The 18829-nt window shown below is 64.4% G+C and carries 17 protein-coding genes; 10 read left to right on the top strand and 7 right to left on the bottom strand.

Annotated elements, in window-relative coordinates; translation table 11 throughout:
• The first annotated feature begins 2 nt into the window (after positions 1–2).
• Positions 3–179: a hypothetical protein gene (locus tag ACKWRH_RS02700; RefSeq protein ID WP_445219214.1), complete on the top strand. Its 177-nt coding sequence runs from the start codon at positions 3–5 to the stop codon at positions 177–179.
• An 11-nt stretch (positions 180–190) separates the two neighbouring features.
• Here ACKWRH_RS02700 and fahA read toward each other — a convergent pair whose 3' ends face one another.
• The 5 genes from fahA to ACKWRH_RS02675 all read right to left on the bottom strand — a co-directional run bounded on the left by fahA (position 191) and on the right by ACKWRH_RS02675 (position 5851).
• A complete protein-coding gene (gene fahA / locus ACKWRH_RS02695) occupies positions 191–1462 on the bottom strand; it encodes a fumarylacetoacetase (RefSeq protein ID WP_445219213.1) in 1272 nt (423 codons plus the stop codon).
• Between the two features lie 196 nt (positions 1463–1658).
• A complete protein-coding gene (gene hmgA / locus ACKWRH_RS02690; RefSeq protein ID WP_445219212.1) occupies positions 1659–3005 on the bottom strand; it encodes a homogentisate 1,2-dioxygenase in 1347 nt (448 codons plus the stop codon).
• Positions 3006–3007: 2 nt separating this feature from the next.
• Positions 3008–3964, bottom strand: a complete 957-nt coding sequence (locus tag ACKWRH_RS02685; protein WP_445219211.1) for an MBL fold metallo-hydrolase — start codon at positions 3962–3964, stop codon at positions 3008–3010.
• A gap of 22 nt (positions 3965–3986) precedes the next feature.
• Entirely contained in the window at positions 3987–4211 is a 225-nt protein-coding gene (locus ACKWRH_RS02680) for a DUF2783 domain-containing protein (protein ID WP_008137646.1), read from the bottom strand.
• A gap of 23 nt (positions 4212–4234) precedes the next feature.
• On the bottom strand, positions 4235–5851 hold the full coding sequence (locus ACKWRH_RS02675) for an FAD-dependent oxidoreductase (RefSeq protein WP_445219210.1): 1617 nt from the start codon (positions 5849–5851) through the stop codon (positions 4235–4237).
• A gap of 110 nt (positions 5852–5961) precedes the next feature.
• Between ACKWRH_RS02675 and ACKWRH_RS02670 the strand changes: the two genes are divergently transcribed.
• Together ACKWRH_RS02670 and ACKWRH_RS02665 are read left to right on the top strand one after the other, a co-directional pair.
• Positions 5962–6504: a MarR family winged helix-turn-helix transcriptional regulator gene (locus ACKWRH_RS02670; protein ID WP_445219209.1), complete on the top strand. Its 543-nt coding sequence runs from the start codon at positions 5962–5964 to the stop codon at positions 6502–6504.
• A gap of 84 nt (positions 6505–6588) precedes the next feature.
• Positions 6589–7314 carry a class I SAM-dependent methyltransferase gene (locus ACKWRH_RS02665; RefSeq protein ID WP_445222610.1) on the top strand — a complete coding sequence of 242 codons (726 nt, stop codon included), beginning with the start codon at positions 6589–6591 and terminating at the stop codon, positions 7312–7314.
• Between the two features lie 19 nt (positions 7315–7333).
• Here ACKWRH_RS02665 and ACKWRH_RS02660 read toward each other — a convergent pair whose 3' ends face one another.
• Positions 7334–8140, bottom strand: a complete 807-nt coding sequence (locus ACKWRH_RS02660; protein WP_445219208.1) for an N-acyl homoserine lactonase family protein — start codon at positions 8138–8140, stop codon at positions 7334–7336.
• Positions 8141–8507: 367 nt separating this feature from the next.
• Here ACKWRH_RS02660 and ACKWRH_RS02655 point away from each other — a divergent pair, with 367 nt between their 5' ends.
• The 6 genes from ACKWRH_RS02655 to ACKWRH_RS02630 all read left to right on the top strand — a co-directional run bounded on the left by ACKWRH_RS02655 (position 8508) and on the right by ACKWRH_RS02630 (position 15746).
• The gene (locus ACKWRH_RS02655; RefSeq protein ID WP_445219207.1) at positions 8508–10022 is read left to right on the top strand and encodes a caspase family protein; all 1515 of its coding nucleotides are present in this window, start codon (positions 8508–8510) and stop codon (positions 10020–10022) included.
• Positions 10023–10167: 145 nt separating this feature from the next.
• Positions 10168–10839 carry an OmpA family protein gene (locus ACKWRH_RS02650; RefSeq protein ID WP_166346490.1) on the top strand — a complete coding sequence of 224 codons (672 nt, stop codon included), beginning with the start codon at positions 10168–10170 and terminating at the stop codon, positions 10837–10839.
• A gap of 177 nt (positions 10840–11016) precedes the next feature.
• Positions 11017–11946 carry an efflux RND transporter periplasmic adaptor subunit gene (locus tag ACKWRH_RS02645; RefSeq protein WP_445219206.1) on the top strand — a complete coding sequence of 310 codons (930 nt, stop codon included), beginning with the start codon at positions 11017–11019 and terminating at the stop codon, positions 11944–11946.
• Positions 11946–15080 carry an efflux RND transporter permease subunit gene (locus ACKWRH_RS02640; RefSeq protein WP_445219205.1) on the top strand — a complete coding sequence of 1045 codons (3135 nt, stop codon included), beginning with the start codon at positions 11946–11948 and terminating at the stop codon, positions 15078–15080. The genes ACKWRH_RS02645 and ACKWRH_RS02640 overlap by 1 nt, the downstream gene beginning before the upstream one ends.
• Before the next feature lie 65 nt (positions 15081–15145).
• A complete protein-coding gene (locus tag ACKWRH_RS02635; RefSeq protein ID WP_445219204.1) occupies positions 15146–15385 on the top strand; it encodes a DUF433 domain-containing protein in 240 nt (79 codons plus the stop codon).
• 79 nt (positions 15386–15464) lie between these two features.
• Positions 15465–15746 carry a DUF5615 family PIN-like protein gene (locus ACKWRH_RS02630; protein ID WP_445219203.1) on the top strand — a complete coding sequence of 94 codons (282 nt, stop codon included), beginning with the start codon at positions 15465–15467 and terminating at the stop codon, positions 15744–15746.
• Between the two features lie 2 nt (positions 15747–15748).
• Here the strand turns inward: ACKWRH_RS02630 and ACKWRH_RS02625 are convergent, their stop codons facing one another.
• Positions 15749–16423 (bottom strand): Crp/Fnr family transcriptional regulator, encoded by a 675-nt coding sequence (locus tag ACKWRH_RS02625; protein WP_445219202.1) that lies wholly within the window; start codon positions 16421–16423, stop codon positions 15749–15751.
• 247 nt (positions 16424–16670) lie between these two features.
• Between ACKWRH_RS02625 and ACKWRH_RS02620 the strand changes: the two genes are divergently transcribed.
• A complete protein-coding gene (locus tag ACKWRH_RS02620) occupies positions 16671–18713 on the top strand; it encodes an AsmA family protein (protein WP_445219201.1) in 2043 nt (680 codons plus the stop codon).
• The last annotated feature ends 116 nt before the right edge of the window (positions 18714–18829 follow it).

Genomic DNA, 18829 nt, shown 5'->3' with positions numbered 1-18829 from the left:
AAATGCAGATTGAAGTAACGCCGGAAGAACTTAAGTACATAATTCGGGTCGGCGCGGCGCTGGTGCAGCACGTCCCTGATAAATCTCTCCCAACGTACTGCAATTTCGATAAGCAGCAGATTGTCGATTTTTCAGCTCGAATGAGAACTGAGCTCGACAAGGCTGGCCTTGACCTATAGCCGGCAGGAGATCACTCCGCCGCCAAAATCGTCCCCTCAACCTCGCCAAACCCAACGCGGTAGCCGTTGCCCTGGCACCAGCCGCGCATGACGAGGCTGTCGCCGTCTTCCAGGAACGAGCGCTTAGTGCCACCGGGGAGTTCGGCCGGCTCGGTGCCGTTCCAGCTGATCTCCAGGAGGCTGCCGCGCTGGTTCTTCTCCGGGCCGGAAATGGTGCCGCTCCCGAGGAGATCGCCGACATTCATGGCGCAGCCGCTGGAGGCGTGGTGCATCAACTGCTGCACCGAGGACCAGTACATGTATTTGAAGTTGGTGCGGCTGATGCTGGCGGGCGCATTGGCGCCGGCCGCGCGCAAGGACACGTCGAGCGCGATGTCGTAGTTCTGCGGCTTCGCCTGCTTGAGATAATCCAGCGGCACCGGCACCTGCTCCGGTCCCTGCAACCGAAACGGCTCCAGCGCCTCGCGCGTCACCACCCACGGGCTGATCGAGGTCGCGAAGGCTTTTGCCAGGAAGGGGCCAAGCGGCACATATTCCCATTGCTGGATATCGCGTGCGCTCCAGTCGTTGAGCAGCACGAAGCCGAAGATCATCTCTTCGGCCTGCTGCTCGGTCAGCATGCCGCCCATCGGCGAGGACTGGCCGACCACGACGCCCATTTCCAGCTCGAAATCGAGCCGCTTGCACGGTCCGAAGCTCGGCACCTCGACATTCGGCGGCTTCAGCTGCCCGCGCGGCCGCTTCACCCTGGTGCCGGAAACCACAACTGTGGAAGCGCGGCCGTTATAGGCGATCGGCATATGCAGCCAGTTCGGCTGCAGCGCATTGTCCTTGCCCCGGAACATCACGCCGACATTGGTGGCGTGTTCTTTCGACGAATAGAAATCGGTGTAGCCCGAGACAGCGAACGGCAGATGCAGCTTTGCATCGCGCATCGGCACCAGCGCCTGCTTGCGCAGATCCTCATTGTCGCGCAGCTCAGGATGGTCATGGCGCAGCAGCTCGCTGATCCGCGCCCGCGTTTTCTCCCAGACCTTTGGCCCCAGCGCCATGAAGGGATCGAGCGAGGCCCCGGAGAACACACCGAGCGAACCGACATCGAGCCGCGAGTCCTGCTCGAGCTCCCAGAGATCGAGCACGTAATTGCCGATCGCGACGCCGACCCGCGGCGTCGGATTCGCCGCGGTCGAGAACACGCCATAGGGCAGGTTCTGGATCGGGAAATCGGAGGCAGGATCGACCTCGATGAAGGAGCGGAGGCTGGGGTCGTTGGGGTGGGGCATTGGGTTTCCCGTGGCGCAGCGGTGACGGTGTCACCCTCCCCTGGAGGGGGAGGGTCGGCTCATGTTGAGCGCAGCGAAATATGAGACGGGGTGGGGTGATCTCTCAACACGGGCGGTGTTGCTCGCGGAGAGACCTTCGCCCCACCCCGCTCGCTGGCGCGAGCGACCCTCCCCCTCCAGGGGAGGGTAAGCAACACTACGGCTTGTTCGGATCGAAGCGCTTCTCCAGGCCCTTCCAGCAGTCCGCGTAATCGTCCTGCAACGTCGCGGAATTGGCGGCATGCGCGGTGACGCGTTGCGGGTAGCGGGTTTCGAACATGAAGGCCATGGTGCCCGTCAGCTTCACGGGCTTCAATTCGCCGTTGCTGGCGTGCTCGAAGGCATCGCGGTCCGGGCCGTGCGGCAGCATGCAATTGTGGAGCGAGATGCCGCCCGGGACAAAACCCTGCGGCTTGGCATCGTAGACGCCGTAGATCAGGCCCATGAACTCGCTCATGATGTTCATGTGGTACCAGGGCGGACGGAAGGTGTTGTCGGCGACCATCCAGCGTTCCGGGAAGATGACGAAGTCGATATTCGCGGTGCCCGCCGTCTCCGACGGCGAGGTCAGCACCGTGAAGATCGAGGGATCGGGATGATCGAAGCCGATCGCGCCGACGGGAGAGAAGGTGCGCAGATCGTATTTGTACGGCGCATAATTGCCGTGCCAGGCGACGACATCGATCGGCGAATGCGGCAAGGTGGTCTTGAACAGCGATCCGCCCCATTTCACGTAGAGCTCGGTCGGCGTGTCCTTGTCCTCGTAATGCGCGACCGGGGTGAGGAAGTCGCGCGCGTTGGCGAGGCAATTGGCGCCGATCGGCCCGCGCTCCGGCAGCGTGAAGGCGCCGCCGTAGTTCTCGCAGAGATAACCGCGCGCAGGGCCATTCGGGATCTCGACGCGGAACTTGACGCCGCGCGGGATCACAACGATCTCGCCGGGCTCGGCGTCGATGCGGCCGAACTCGGTGACGAGGCGCAGATTGCCCTGCTGAAGCACGAACATCAGCTCGCCGTCGGCATTGTAGAAGTGCTGGTCCACCATCGACTTGGTGATGAGGTAGACATGCGCGGCCATGCCGGCCTGCGTGTTGACGTCACCGGCGGTCGTCATGGTCTGCACGCCCTGAAGGAAGGTCTTGTCCTCCTTCGGGATCGGCGCCGGATCCCAGCGCAGCTGCGCGATCGGCAAATCGTTTTCGTGGCACGGCGCCGAGCGCCACAGGCCGGCATCGGCCTTCTCGAAGCGGCCGGAATGCTTCACCGAGGGACGGATGCGATAGAGCCAGGAGCGCTCGTTGGTGCCGCGCGGCGCGGTGAAGGGCGAGCCGGAAAGCTGCTCGGCGTAAAGCCCGTAGGCGCAGCGCTGCGGCGAGTTGCGCCCGATCGGCAGCGCACCCGGCAGCGCCTCGGTCTCAAAACTGTTGCCGAAGCCGGACATGTAGCCCGGCGTGACCTGCGCCGAGCTGCGGATGATCTGATCAGGCGAGGTATTGACGTTCATGACTATCCTCCTCCTTGCAGGGCGGCCCACATGTCCTGGTCGCGCTTGTCGGTCCAGATCACGGGGTCGTCGATCCCCGATGCCTCGTCATAGGCGCGCGACACGTTGAACGGCAGGCAGTGCTCGTAGATGGCGAAGCTGTGGAATTTCGGATCCATCACTTCGCGCGTCGCCGCCATCGATTCCTTCAGCGTACGCCCTTTGGCGACCGAGATTTCGGCAGCGCCGTAGAGCGAGGTGACGAAGTCGCGCGTCATCGCGACGGCTTCGCGCACGGTGGCTGTGCCCTTCAGGGCATCGCCGCGACCCGGCGCGATCGCCTTGGGATTGAAGTTGCGGATCTCGTTCAGGGTCAGCGGCCATTCGCGCAAATGCGCGTCGCCGCAATAGCAGGCCGAGTGATATTCGATGAGGTCGCCGGAGAACATCACTTCGGCATCCGGCACCCAGGCGACGATGTCGCCGGAGGTGTGGCCGGCGCCGAGCTGCATCAGGCGCACCTCGCGCTTGCCGAGATAGATCGACATCTCGCCTTCGAAGGTCAGCGTCGGCCAGGTCAGGCCGGGAATGCTCGCGGCATCCTGGAACAGCCGCGGGAAGCGGCCATATTCGGAATCCCAATCCTGCTGGCCGCGCTCCTCGATGAGACGATAGGTCTCCTGCGAGGCCACGATGCCCTGCGCCTTGTAGGCGGAGGCGCCCAGCACGCGCACGGCGTGATAGTGCGACAGCACGACATATTTGATCGGCTTGTCGGTGACGGTGCGCACGCGCTCGATCACCTTGTTCGCCATCGCCGGCGTAGCCTGCGCATCGAACACGAGGCAGCCGTCGTCGCCGACAATGACGGCCGTATTGGGATCGCCCTCGGCGGTGAAAGCGTAGAGATCGGTGCCGATCTCGGAGAAGGTGATCTTCTTCTCGGAGAGATCGCCGGTGGATGCGAAGTTCTTCGCCATCAATTCATCCTTAGGTCTTGGGTTATTGTTGTTGCTGTTGTTGCTGCTGGCCGTCGATCATGCGGCGCTTGGCGAGCACGAGCGCCTCCCGCAACACGTCGATGTCGCCGATATGGTTGGCGAGGATCAGCACCAGCGCCGCGTCGAAATCTGCGCTCTGCTCGTCGGTGAGGCCGCGGTGCGCCTCGACGATGGCACGAAAGGCATCGTCGGGCCGCGCGAAGTTGGAGCTGGTTGAAAGCGGCATGCGAATCCTCAATTCAAGCCTTTTCAATTCAAACCTTGGGCCCGCGACAACGCGGCCGCGATCGCCGCACGCGTCGGATGGCGGAAGCGCGCCGCAACGTAGCCGTCGGGCCTGAGCAGATAGGCCGTATCAGGCTCGGCAGCATAGCGCTTTGCGACAAGGCCCGAGGGATCGGCAAGACCGCCCTCGCCGCCGATGGGGATATCCTTCACGCCATCGGGCGCATCGATCGCCGCGCCATTGCTGAACGACAGCAAGGTGAAGTCCGTTCCACCCCGACGGAATGCGTCCGTCAGATAGGTCTGCTCGCCGACGGGGGCGTCGAGCATGGAACAGCCGGGCAACGGTCCGCCGCGCCACGCCTCGGCATCGGGCGACGACAGCGGCGAGTCGTAGCTGCACGGCACCGAGAGCCGCCCGCCATTGACCATGCGCTTGCCGAACTCCGTTTCCTTGGCCAGCGACAGCACCGCCTTGCGCAGCCGCGCTTCCTGATGCGAGTTCGGCGCCATGAAATCGGTCGAGCGGGTCGATTCGCGGATGTTCTCGTCGGCCGCGAGACTCCGCTCGACATGGTAGCTTTCGAGCAGGCTCGCGGGCGAGGTACCGCGCAGCACGCGGTCGAGCTTCCAGGACAGATTCTCCGCGTCCTCTAGCCCGGAATTGGCGCCGCGCGCACCGAAGGGCGAGACCTGATGCGCGGAATCGCCCGCAAAAATCACCCGACCGTGGAGGAAGCGATCCATCCTCCGGCACTGAAATTTGTAGAGCGAGATCCACTCGAACTCGAACTTGTCGTGACCGAGCATGCGCGCGATCCGCGGCCGCACGTTCTCCGGCTTCTTCTCGACGACGGGATCGGCATAGCGATTGAGCTGGAGATCGATGCGCCAGACATCGTCGGGCTGCCGGTGCAACAGCGCAGATCGCCCGGCGTGAAACGGCGGATCGAACCAGAACCAGCGTTCGGTCGGAAATTCCGCGGTCATCTTGACGTCGGCGATCAAAAACTGGTCCTCGAACACCTGTCCCGCGAACTCGGCGCCGACCATCTGCCGCAGCGACGAGCGCGCGCCGTCGCAGGCGACGACATATTGCGCGTGCAGGCGATAGGCGCCCTCCGGTGTCTCGATCGTCAGCGCGGCGGAATCGTTGCGCTGTTCAAGCGCCGTCACCTTGTTGCGCCAGCGCAGATCGATCTCAGGGAGATCACTGATGCGATCGACCAGATAGGCCTCGGCGTAATATTGCTGGAGATTGATGAAGGCCGGCCGCTTGTGACCGTCTTCCGGCAGCAGGTTGAACTGGTAGAGCTGCGACTCGCCATGGAAAATGCGGCCGACGCTCCACACCACGCCCTTCTCGACCATGCGGTCGCCGACGCCTAGCCGGTCCCAATATTCGAGCGACCGCTTGGAGAAGCAGATCGCGCGCGAGCCTTCGCCGATCCGGTCGGCATCATCCAGCAGGACGACGCGCTGGCCGCGCTGGGCCAGGTCGATCGCGAGCGACAGCCCCACCGGCCCCGCGCCGACGACCACCACGGGATGCTCGGCCGCGCTGTGGCCGGGACGATCCTGGTCGGGGTGGCGGCGATAGCCGAACTGGGTTTTGGCCTGCTGCGTATTGGCCTGCGCCATGCGCTAACCTCGGCTCTGGTCAAGAGAGGACTGATCTGCTAGATAGTCTCACGTGCAACTATTTTGGACCGGAGCCGGCCGGCCGTCAACTGGAATTCGGAGCGCAAGCCTTGGCGAGGACATCCAGCGACATCGCGCTGAAGGCACGTGAGGCCGACGAGACTTCATTGCGGCCAAAGTCGCGGCTCGATTTGTTCAAGTTCGTGCCGTTCCGCCTCAACCGGCTTGCGGCGGAGGTGAGTTCCGCGCTCGCGGTCGAATATCAGGAGCGTCACGGCCTCGATATTCCGGCCTGGCGCGTGATCGCCACGCTCGGCTTCCGCAATGATGCCTGTAGCGCGCAATACATCTCGCAATGCACCCGCACGCACAAATCCACCATCAGCCGCGCCGTGACCACACTGCTGCACCAGGGGCTGATCGAGCGGGTCGAGAACGAAGCCGACCGCCGCGAATTCCGCCTGCAACTGACGAAGAAGGGTCGCGCGCTGTACGAAGAGCTGTTCCCGCAATTGCTGCGGCGGGAAGACGAGATCCTGGCCTGCCTCTCCGCGCAGGAGCGCAAGCAGCTCTCGGCCCTGCTCGGCAAGATCGAACAGAGCCTCGACCTGATCCAGACCAGCGAAGAGGCCGACGCGAAAGAGGCGTATTAGGGCGCGTACTCATAGAGGCGCAGACGTCGGCTTTTGGGAGGCCGATTGAGAAAGCTTGGCAGGTCTGTCACGGCACTGGCTTATATAACGGCGCTACTTACGGCGTTTGCCGCAACTCGCGCATACGCCGCTGACATAGGTTATCTGGCTTCCCCCGGAGTCGCTGCAAACGAGTTTCCCTCACCACAGCGCCCTGTTGCACGGATCGTCAGCCCGCGCCGCGCCGCCGAAGAGCGCCGAGACGCCCTCAATGAGGCCGGTCAAATCGCACGTGCTCTTGAACTGAAACCAGGTATGACAGTGGGCGACATTGGAGCAGGCAGCGGCTACCACACGGTCAGGCTCTCGCACCTCGTCGGCCCCGCCGGCTCAGTCGTTGCCCAGGACGTCACGCGGGATTACCTCATCGAGCTCGCCAGGCGAACAGAACGTCTGAAGTTGACGAACGTGCAATTCGCCCTCGGCGAACCACACGACCCGCGTCTGCCCGCTTCCTCGCTGGATGCTGCAATCCTCGTGCACATGTATCACGAGATAGCCCAACCCTATGCCTTCCTCTACAATCTCGCGGCCGCTCTAAAGCGGGATGCACGGGTCGGAATTGTCGATCTTGAGCTTCCGACGTCGAAGCATGGCACGCCAATTGAGCTCTTGCGCTGCGAATTGACCGCCGTCGGCTATCGCGAGGTCGCCACATATAAGCTCGCAGGGGACGGAGGATACCTGGCGGTATTCTCTCCGCCGGAGGTAGCGGCTCGAAAATCTCCCCGCGATATCGTTGCTTGTGCGGATCCTGCCGGCACTCGCTGACACCACGCCGCGGATTCCGTCACTTCGCAAACGACCGCGACGGCGGCAAATGCAGCGCCCAGGCATCGACCTTGTCGCTAGCACGCGGATAGATCTCCGTCACGATCGGATCGTGGCCGGGAATGAACCTGTCGGGATGGCCGGCGAGGCGTTCGATCGTCTCCCAGCCCTGCGCCATGTCGCCTATATTGTAGACGATGGGGAACGGGCTCTTGCGCTGCAGATTGGCGTAGTAATGCGCGGCATCGGACGCCAGCACCACCGGCCCGCGCGCGGTCTCGACCTTGACCACCTGCAAGCCGTCGGAATGGCCGCCGACACGGTGCACGGTGACGCCGGGCGCGACCTCGCCATCGCCGGAATAGAAAGCGACGCGCTCGCCATAGACATGGCGCACCATCTGCGTGACGTGCTCGACCGAGAACGGATGTCGCAGCAGTCCGTTGCACATGCAGCGCCCCGTCGCATAAGCCATCTCGCGCTCCTGGAGATGGAAGCGCGCATTCGGAAAGCGATCGAGATTGCCGGCATGGTCGTAATGCAGATGCGTCACGATAATGTCGCGAACGCTCGACGCCGCGACGCCAAAGCGCTCCAGCGCATCGACGGGATTGAGCGTCAGTTTGCGCGCCCGCGCGCTCGCCTCCTCGGCATTGAAGCCGGTATCGACCAGGATGTCGCGGCCGCCGCCGCGGATCAGCCAGACGAAATAGTCGAGATCCTGCGCCGCGCTGTCATGCGGGTCGGGCGCCAGGAAATTCATGTTGGGGGTGCGGGGCGACATCGTCGCATAACGCAGGGCGTAGATTTCGTAGGCGTTTCCCATGGTTTTCTTTTCTGAGTTGGACCTTCGGGGACGATCAAGCGCAGCAAGCCATCGTCCGCCGCGAAGGTCAAACACTGGAGGGTTGCGACAGCGTCCAGCCTGCTATGTGAGACCCCTCACATCTTCTTTGTCGCGGCTGCTCCAGCATCCTGCCGCAGAGCCGAACCAGATGGCGCCGAGTACCAACGTGACAGCCCGTTTATTCCCGTCCCAGCGCGCCCATGCATCGCGGTCAATTGTCGCGATAATGCCGAATCTCCAGGCGGTTGACGCCCCCCTTCCGCGGTTTGATAATGCACATTGCGTAAGTTAAGGTCGCCGCGGCGCAGGCTGGTAACGGCGCCTTTTTGGCTGGACCGCGCTGATTATGAAGATTCGCTTCCTTTTTCTTCTGCCCTTGCTCGTTTCGCTCGTCCCGGTTGCGCCATCCCTGGCCGCTGGCGACCGTTATGCGTTGGTCATCGGCAACGCCAAATATCCGGACGCGGACGCCCCGCTAAAGGAACCGCTCAACGACGCGCGCGACGTCGCCGACGAGCTCAAGCGCGACGGCTTTTCCGTTGAAATCGGCGAGAACCTGACCGGCGACGGCATGCGCCGCGCCTTCGACAAGCTCTATGGCAAGATCAAGCCGGGCTCGGTGGCGCTGATCTTCTTCAGCGGCTTCGGCATCCAGTCGGCACGCCAGAGCTATATGCTGCCGATCGATGCGCAGATCTGGACCGAATCCGACGTGCGCCGCGACGGTTTCAGCCTGGAGACCGTGCTCGGCGAGCTCAACACTCGCGGCGCGGGCGTCAAGATCGCGCTGGTCGACGCCTCCAGGCGCAATCCCTTCGAGCGCCGGTTCCGCAGCTTCTCGGCCGGCCTGACGCCGGTCATCGCGCCGAATGGCACGCTGGTGATGTACTCGGCGGCACTGGCCTCGGTGGTCTCGGACGCGGGCGGCGAGCACAGCCTGTTCGTCCAGGAACTCCTGAAGGAGATCCGTGTCCCCGACCTGATGGCCGAGGAGACGCTGAACCGCACCAAGATGGGCGTCACCCGCGCCTCACGCGGCGAGCAGGTGCCGTGGATCTCCTCGTCGCTCGCCGAGGATTTTTCGTTCATTCCTGGCGCCGGCGGATCGCGCCCGTCGATGACGGCACCGCCGCCATCGCCGCCGGTCGTCGCCAACAACCCACCGCCGGCTCCGCCCGCACCGCCTTCGCCGCCGAAGCCGGCTGACACGGCAGCGGCACCTGCTCCGGCACCGGCGCCTGCTCCAGCACCGGCGCCGGCGCCCTCGCCGAAACCGCAGGTCGAGGCCGCCTTGCCGCCGGTGAAACCGACCGAGACCACCCCCGCACCGAGCATGGATAGCGGGCCGAGCGCGGCCGCGCTGGCGGAGGATCCGACCATCAAGGGCCTGACGGCCAAGATCGCCGCCAATCCTGACGACGTAAACGCGCTGTACCGGCGCGGTCAGGTCTATGCCAGCAAGGGCGCCTACAATCTGGCCATCAAGGATTTCGACGAGACGCTTCGGATCAACGCGAAGGACGTCGAGGCGCTGAACAACCGCTGCTGGACCCGCACCGTGGTCGGCGACCTCCAGGGCGCGCTGAAGGATTGCAACGAGGCGCTGCGGCTGCGGCCGAATTTCGTCGATGCGCTGGACAGCCGGGGGCTCGTCAATCTGAAATCGGGAGCGGTCAAGAACGCCATCGCCGATTTCGACGCAGCCCTGAGGATCAACCCGCGCCTGACCTCCTCGCTCTTTGGCCGCGGGATTGCCAAGCAGCGCAACGGCTCGGCGCAGGAAGGCGCGCTCGACATCGCCAATGCCAAGGCGATGGACCCGAACATTGTTCAGGAGTTCGCAAGCTACGGAGTACGCTAGTATTTTTTTGAGTTGAGGTGGTAGACGCCTCGAACCCTCGGCGGCCCAGGGAAGACTAACGGACGGATGCCGCAGGCGGCCTTTCCCGGGGGCCATTGCAGAAATTTTGGAACCGCGCGGGTCAGCTGCGCAGGAGGGACTGGCAATGAGATTGGCTGCAAAGGGATTTACCGCGATCCTGTCCATCATCACGGTCGGCGCCGCTCTGTCGCTGACGACCCCGCTCGCATTCGCGGGCGACGACGGCAACAGCAAGAACGTCACCGAGGACGAGATCGTCCGCGCGCTGGCGCCGCCGCCGAAGAAGCCGTTGACCCGCGGCCTCTCGATCGCCCCGCAGGCCGATCCCGCGCCCAGTGCGGCGGAAACCAAGCTGATCCAGTCCGTGCGCGGCCGCTCGACGCGCTCGCTTTCGTCGACCGAGCGCGAAGAGATCGCGTCGGTGGCCAAGGACAAGCCGAACATCGATCTTGAAATCACGTTCGACTACAACTCGGCCAATATCAGCGCCAAGTCGCTCGCCTCGGTACAGGCGCTCGGTCGCGCGCTGACCAGCCCCGACCTGAAGGGCTCGACCTTCGTGGTTGCCGGCCACACCGACGCCGCCGGCGGCGAGGGCTATAATCAGGACCTGTCGGAGCGCCGCGCGGATTCGATCAAGCGCTATCTCGTCGACAAGTACGGCATCTCCGCGACCGATCTCGTCACCGTCGGCTACGGCAAGAGCAAGCTGAAGGATCCGGCCCAGCCGATGGCGGAGGTCAATCGGCGCGTGCAGGTCGTCAACATGGAAAACAAGACCACCGCATCGAAGTGAGAGCACGACGTAATCCTTTGAAGTGCCAAATCCTTTGAAGTGCCAAGTCGTGATGTGGTGTAAAGTCTTGCTTCAAAAGCGCGTCCCGCAGCCTTGCGGGACGCAGCTTTATTTCAGGGAAACGCTCTCAGCAGGCCTCGTGCGGATGGCCGTGAGCCAGGCCAGGACAATCCGGCGATGAACGCCTCCGAATATCTCAAGCCTGCCGGAACCGTGCTGTTCGTCGTTGCGCTCGGTGTCGGCTATTATCTGTTCGAGCATCGGCATCGCCCCGAGGCGAAGGACACGCCGAGCGAGGCGCTCGTCATCGTGACGAAGTCGACCAACGCCTGCTTCTCCGATCTCGTGCGGGTGACAGGCTTCTTCGTGCCGCGCCGCGAGGCCGTGGTCGTCGCCGACCAAGAAGGCTCCAGGGTCACCGACCTCTTCGTCACCGAAGGCGCCATGGTCACCGACAATCAGGAGCTGGCGCGCCTGACGGCGCCGCCGCAGATCCCCGGCCAGCCGCAAAGACCCGGCCCGCAAGGCTCGATCTCGCTGAAGGCGCCTGCGCCAGGCCTCGTCACCGAAGTGCGCACCATCGTCGGCGCGCCCGCCTCGCCGCAGGCCGGCCCGATGTTCCGCATCGCCGTCAACAACGAGATCGAGCTCGACGCCCAGGTCCCGGCGGTGCACATGCCCAAGCTCAACCCCGGCGCAACCGTGCGCATCAGCCGCGATGACGCGCCCGATTTGATCGGCCGGGTCCGGCTGGTCGCGCCCGAGATCGACCGCACCACGCAGCTCGGCCGCGTCCGCATCAGCGTCACCAACAATCCATCGCTCAAGGTCGGCGTGTTCGCCCGCGCCTCGATCGACGCCAAGCGAAGCTGCGGCGTCTCGATCCCCAAGACCGCGATCGACCATCTCACCATTCAGGTCGTCAAAGGCAATATTGTCGAGACACGCAAGGTACGGGTCGGGCTGTCGTCCGACAGCGCGACGGAAATCCTGGAAGGCCTCGAGGTCGGCGAAATCGTCGTGGCCGACGCCGGGTCTTCGCTCCATGACGGCGACCAGATCAAGACCATGTTCGCCGATGAACTCGATCGCACGCGGGTACGCTGATGGCTCTCAATATCTCGGCTTGGTCGATCCGCAATCCGCTGCCGTCGGTCGTCTTCTCGATCATCCTCCTGGTCCTCGGCTGGGTGTCCTTCACCAAGCTCGCGGTGACGCGGCTGCCTTCGGCCGACATTCCCGTGATCTCGGTCGTGGTGTCGCAATTCGGCGCCGCACCCGCAGAACTCGAATCCCAGGTCACCAAGACGGTTGAAGATGCCGTCTCCGGCGTCGAGGGGGTCAGGCACATCACCTCCTCGATCACCGACGGCGTGTCAGTGACCACCATCCAGTTCGCGCTGGAAACCAACACCGACCGCGCGCTCAACGACGTCAAGGACGCGGTGACGCGGGTGCGCTCCAACCTGCCGCAGAACGTCACCGAACCGCTGATCCAGCGCGTCGACGTCATCGGCCTGCCGATCGTCACCTATGCCGCGATCTCGCCCGGCAAGACGCCGGAGCAGCTCTCCTATTTCGTCGACGACGTGGTCAAGCGCGCGCTGCAGGGCGTGCGCGGCGTCGCCCAGGTCGAGCGCATCGGCGGTGTCGAGCGCGAGATCCTGGTCTCGCTCGATCCGGACCGGATGCAGGCGATGGGGCTGACCGCGGTCAATGTCAGCCAGAGCCTGCGCGGCACCAATGTCGACGTCGCCGGCGGCCGCGCCGAGATCGGCAAGAACGACCAGGCGATCCGCACGCTTGCGGGCGCGAAGACACTGGGCGATCTCGCCGGCACCATGATCCCGCTGTTCGGCGGCGGTGAGGTCCGGCTCGACGATCTCGGCACCGTCACCGACACCATCGCCGACCGCCGCACCTTCGCCCGCTTCAACGGCGAGCCGGTGGTCGCGCTCGGCATCAAGCGATCCAAGGGCGCCAGCGATGTGAAGGTGGCCGAGGCCGTGCAGAAGCGCATCGACGCGCTGAAGGCCGCCTATCCCGACGTCGACCTGAAGGTGATCGACACCTCGGTCGAATATACCAACGGCAATTACCACGCGGCGATCTCGACCCTGTTCGAAGGCGCCATCCTTGCCGTCATCATCGTGCTCCTGTTCCTGCGGGACCTGCGCGCCACCATCATTGCCGCGATCTCGCTCCCGCTGTCGATCTTCCCGGCGTTCTGGGCGATGGACCTTCTCGGCTTCTCGCTGAACCTCGTCAGCTTCCTCGCCATCACGCTGTCGACAGGTATTCTCGTCGACGACGCCATCGTCGAGATCGAGAACATCGTCCGGCACATGAACATGGGCAAATCGCCCTACCGTGCTGCGCTCGAGGCCGCCGACGAAATCGGCCTCGCGGTGATCGCGATCTCGCTGACGATCATTGCGATCTTCGCGCCAGCGAGCTTCATGTCGGGTATCGCCGGACAGTTCTTCAAGCAGTTCGGCATCACCGTCTCGGTGCAAGTGTTCTTCTCACTGCTCGCGGCGCGCTTCGTCACGCCGGTGCTGGCCGCCTACTTCCTCAAGCACCATGCGCACGAAGAGCCGCCGCCCGGCCGCGTGCTGCGGGCCTATCACAGGATCGTGGCCTGGTCGGTGAAGCACCATTTCATCACCGTGCTGATCGGCTTCGGGGTGTTCGCCGCCTCAATCTGGAGCATCACGCTGCTGCCGCAGGGCTTCCTGCCGGCGCAGGACAGCGCGCGCTCGCTGCTGGCGCTCGAGCTGCCGCCGGGCACCCAGCTTGCCTACACCGAGAAGGTCACCGAGGACATCGTCGCACGCCTGCGCAAGCGGCCGGAGGTGAAGAGCATCTTCGTCGATGGCGGGCGCGTCCCGCCGGGCACCCAGGAAGTCCGGCGCGCCTCTCTGATCATCAACTACACGCCCAAGGACAGCCGCGACATCACCCAGCGCGAACTGGAATTCTCGATCAGCCAGGAGCTGGAGAACGTTCCCGACATCCGCTTCTGGTTCCTCGACGAGAACGGCCTGCGCGCCATCTCGCTGGTCGTGACCGGCGTCGACGCCAACATCGTCAACAACGTCGCCAGCGAGCTCGCGACGCAGATGAAGCGGATTCCGACGATCTCCAACGTGATTTCGGAAACCACGCTCGAGCGGCCCGAGCTGCGCATCGAGCCGCGCGCAGATCTCGCCGCGCGCCTCGGCGTCTCCACGGAAAGCCTGTCGCAGACCATCCGCGTCGCCACCATCGGCGATGTCGGGCCCGCGCTCGCCAAGTTCGACGTCGGCGACCGCCTGGTGCCGATCCGCGTCCAGCTCGAGGACGCCGCACGCGGTAATCTGAGGACGCTCGAACAGCTGCGCGTGCCGCTCGGCGAACGCGGCGAGAAGGGCGGCGTGCCGCTCTCGGTCATCGCCGACGTCAAGCTCGACCAGGGTCCGACCAGCATCAACCGCTACGATCGTGAGCGGCAGGCAACCGTCGCCGCCGACCTCGTCGGCTCCGCCGCCCTCGGCGACGCGACCAAGAAGATCTACGACCTGCCGGTGATGAAGAGCCGGCCGAAGGGCGTGAAGGTCTCGCCCTCCGGCGACGCCGAAAGCCTGAACGAGCTGTCCGACGGCTTCGCCACTGCGATCACCGCGGGCCTGATGATGGTCTACGCCGTGCTGGTGCTGCTGTTCGGCACCTTCCTGCAGCCGATCACCATCCTGTTCTCGCTGCCACTCTCGATCGGCGGCGCCATCGCCGCACTGCTCATCACCGGCAAGCAGCTCACCACGCCGGTCTGGATCGGCATCCTGATGCTGATGGGTATCGTCACCAAGAACGCGATCATGCTGGTGGAATTCGCCATCGAGGCGATCCGCGTCGGAAAGCCGCGCGAGGAAGCGATGATCGACGCCGGCATGAAGCGCGCGCGCCCGATCGTGATGACCACGATCGCGATGGCCGCGGGCATGATGCCGAGTGCGCTCGCGGTCGGCGCCGGCGGCGAGTTCCGCTCGCCGATGGCGCTCGCGGTGATCGGCGGCCTGATCTTCTCGACCATCCTGTCGCTGGTATTCGTGCCCGCGATGTTCATGGTGATGGACGATCTCGGCGCCCTGATCTGGCGATTCGCCAAGCGGCTGATCGTGCACAGCGAGGATGCCGAGACCGCCGATCATCACGGCGCGGCGCCGGATAAAAAGGGCATGGTGCACCCCGCGGCGGAGTAGATTCCAAGCAAGCCGCCTGACGGGGTGTACTGGCGAAGGGCACCCCGAGGCGCCATGTTACTCAAGTGACTTTCACGCGCATCACGATCGACCCCGCAGTCTGCACCGGCAAGCCCTGTATTCGCGGGCTGCGGTTTCCGGTCGCACGACTACTTGGCCTGTTGGCGGCGGGCGAGACTCGAGAATCCATTCTGAACAATTACCCGTATCTCGAGCGCGAAGACATCGACGAAGCATTGCGCTACGCGGCCCTCCTTGCCGAGGATCAAGCCGTCGAGCTGCATCCCATCGTTCCGGCAAAGTGAAATTCCTCATCGACATGCCCCTTTCGCCGGTGCTGTCGCACTGGCTGACAGAGAGGGGCATGATGCGGTCCACGCCTCAATGATCGGGCTTCACACTGCGAGTGACGTTGAAATCATCGATCGCGCCAGGCAGGAGGCGCGCACGGTCGTCACAGCAGATCTCGACTATCCTCGCCTGCTCGCAACCGCGGGCAGCGACAGCCCAAGTCTCATTCTTTTTCGAGGCGGCGACTGGACAGAGATGGCCGTACGGACCCGCCTGGCAGAGGTTCTATCCGCCCTGACGGAGAACGAAATCCAGGGCAGCATCATCACCATCGACCGGGATCGCGTCCGCCGGCGCAGGCTGCCGATCAGTTGACCCTACTCGTTCCGCGCGATCGCCGTCAGCTTGGTCATGTTCCGCAGCAGGATGCGGCCGCGCTGGAGATCGAGGATCGCCTCCTTGCGCCAGGCCTGAAGCTGGCGGTTGACGCTCTCGCGGGCGGCGCCGACGAAGACGCCGAGCTGCTCCTGCGAGATATGGACCTCCGAGCCGAAATCGGCGGCGAGCGCGCAGAGCCGCCGTGCCAGGCGAACCGGCAGCGGTTGCAGCATGGATTCTTCCATGCGCTCGCTCTGCCAGCGGATGCGCTGGCACAGAAGCGCGATGATCTTGATCGCGACCTTCGGCTCGCGTTCGAGGAAACTGAGAAAATCTTCGCGCCGCAGCACGAACAGTTCACTGGCCTCGCCTGCGGTCGCATCCGCGGTGCGGCTTTGGCCGTCCAGCACCGCGACCTCTCCGAACAGGTCGCCCGGCCCCATGAAGTTCAGGGTCAGACGGCTGCCGTCGGAGGCGCCGGTCTCGATGCGGACCTGGCCCCGGCGCACGCCGAACAGCGCGTCCCCCGCATCGCCCTTCTGGAACAGCACCTCGCCATTCCCCAGGTGCTGGGTGTGGCAGAGATTCGACAGCCGCTGGAGTTCGTCTGCGCCGAGATCGGCGAACATCGCGTTCATCTTCAGGATGACCGCAAATTCGGCCTGCTTGCTCATTTCAATGTCCTTGTGAATTTCCTTAGCCAGTTTCCCTGGCAAATCGCTTGGAACCATCAAATCAGGATCGCGTAAAACCGCGCCGGGGAAGTGTGTCATAAGTCACATAACTTTGCAGCACCCCCTGACTATTTTTACGTGCTTGGAGCCGCTTCCCGTCCGGGGATAAACTCAGGCGCAAAGGACGGATGCATAGGACGGTCATCTGCGGGCTTCGGCGCCGATTGTCCGTCGTTGGAAAGTCGACATGAGAGCAGTGAAATTCGCCGGCGCGGCGATAGCCGCCGTCATCATCGTGATCGGGCTTCTCCTCGTGGTCGGGATTCCCTCGGGATTCCTGACCACGACGATTGCCTCGCGGGTCGAGAGCGCGACCGGCTATCGCCTGTCCATCGACGGCACCACGAAGATCAGCCTGTGGCCGACGCTGAACGTCACGCTCAACGATCTCACGCTTCAGGACCCGAAGGATCGCAGCGGCATCACGCGCCTGACGGTCGACAGCGTGCAGGCCGACATGTCGCTCTCGAGCGTATGGTCGGGCAGCCCGAAAATCAGCGAACTCGTCGTCACCCATCCCGTGCTCTACCAGCCGCTACTGCGTGAGCGACTGCCGAATGCCGGCACCGCGTCGAAGCCGCTGGCGCTCGACATCGGTGGTGCGACCATCGACCGCGTCAAGGTCATCGACGGTGAAGTCGCATTCGCGCGCGTGCGCGATCGCGTCGAGGGCCGCATCAGCGCCATCAACGCCGACGCCGTCGTTGGCCGCGATCGCAAGGTCGACATCGCCGGCACCGCGCGGGTCGGCGATCACCCGACCAAGTTCGACATCAAGGCGTCGACGCCGGTGCCGCCGGCCGACCGGCCAACCATTCCGGTGGATTTCGCCATCGACATGCCCGATGTGTTGAAGTCGCAGCTCACCGGTCATGCCGAGATGCGGTTGAGCGGCGATGTCGTGATGATCAACGGCGTGAACGGCAGGCTCGGCGACGGCGCCTTCAACGGCTGGGCCTCGGTCGATATTGCGAGCAAGCCCCTGGTCAAGGTCGATCTCGACTTCCAGCGGTTCGCGATTCCGGCGGCTAAATCGCCGGAGGGCACGTCGGGACAGCCCTGGAGCAATGCACCGATCGACGTGTCGGGGCTCAATTATGTCGACGCACAGATCAGGATCTCCGCGAACGAGGCCGTGATCGGCGATGCGCGCATCGCGCCGCTGGCGCTCGATGCGAAGCTCGCCGGCGGCGTGCTGAAGGCCGGCACCGCCAATCTCGGCGCTTATGACGGCCAGGTCTCGGGCGAGGTGATCCTGGATGCCACAAGCGGTGCGCCGAGCTTTGCCATGCATTCCGATCTCGTCGGCGTGCGCGCATTGCCGCTGCTCCAGGGCCTTGCCGAGTTCGACCGGATCGACGGCAAGCTGCAGGCCAAGCTGGCGCTGCGCAGCGCCGGCACCAGCCAGCGCGCGCTGATGGCGAACATGCAGGGCACCGCCTTCGTCAATTTCCAGGACGGCGCCATCCGCGGCATCAATATTGCGCAGATGATCCGCTCGCTGACATCGGGCACGTTGTCCGGCTGGCAGGACAGTGAGGCCCAGAGCACGGATCTGTCGCAGCTCTCGGCGTCGTTCCGCATCGACAAGGGTCAGGCGGTGACGACCGATCTCAATCTGATCGGACCGCTGGTGCGCGTGACCGGCGCCGGTACCATCGCCCTCGACACCAAGATGATGGGTTTTCGCGTCGAGCCGAAGCTCGTGATGACCACCGAAGGCCAGGGCCGCGCGTCGGAGCCGGTTGGCTTCGGCATCCCCGTGATGATCCAGGGCAGCTGGTCGCAGCCGCGGATCTACCCTGACATGGCCGGCATGCTGGACAATCCGGACGCCGCCTATGCCAAGCTGCGCGAGATGGGCAAGGGCCTGTTCGGCCCCGATGGCGCCGGGCTCGGCAATATCCTGGGCAGCCTCGGACTTGGCGGCGCCGCCGCGCCGGGCAACGGCAACGCGGCCGACAATGCCAATCCGCAAACCCAGCAGCCGGGACAGAGCAACCCGCTCGGCGGCCCGCTGGGCGAGGCGATCGGCAATTTGATCCAGCAGGGGCTTTCCAGCGGCGCGGGGACCGGCGCTGGCACTGGCCGCAGCCGTGGCCTGCCGGCAACACCGTCCACCCCCGCTCCGCAGGCCTCTCCCGCACCTCCGGCGCAGGACGACCCTCCGGTGGCGCAGCAGGACAGCCAGCCGATGAACGACGTACTGCGACAACTCTTTAATCGATGATTGGCCGACCAACGTACTGGACTCCACGCCAACCCTTACATCAGCCTCTCCGTCCGCCGCTTCCTCCAAAGGGATGAGGCCACGACAATTCGCGACCCTTCCGGGCCAGCCCGACC

This window comes from Bradyrhizobium sp. Pa8 (genome assembly GCF_052588265.1).
The sequence above is the reverse complement of the archived record's forward strand: the minus strand, read 5'-3'. Positions and strand labels throughout refer to the sequence as shown.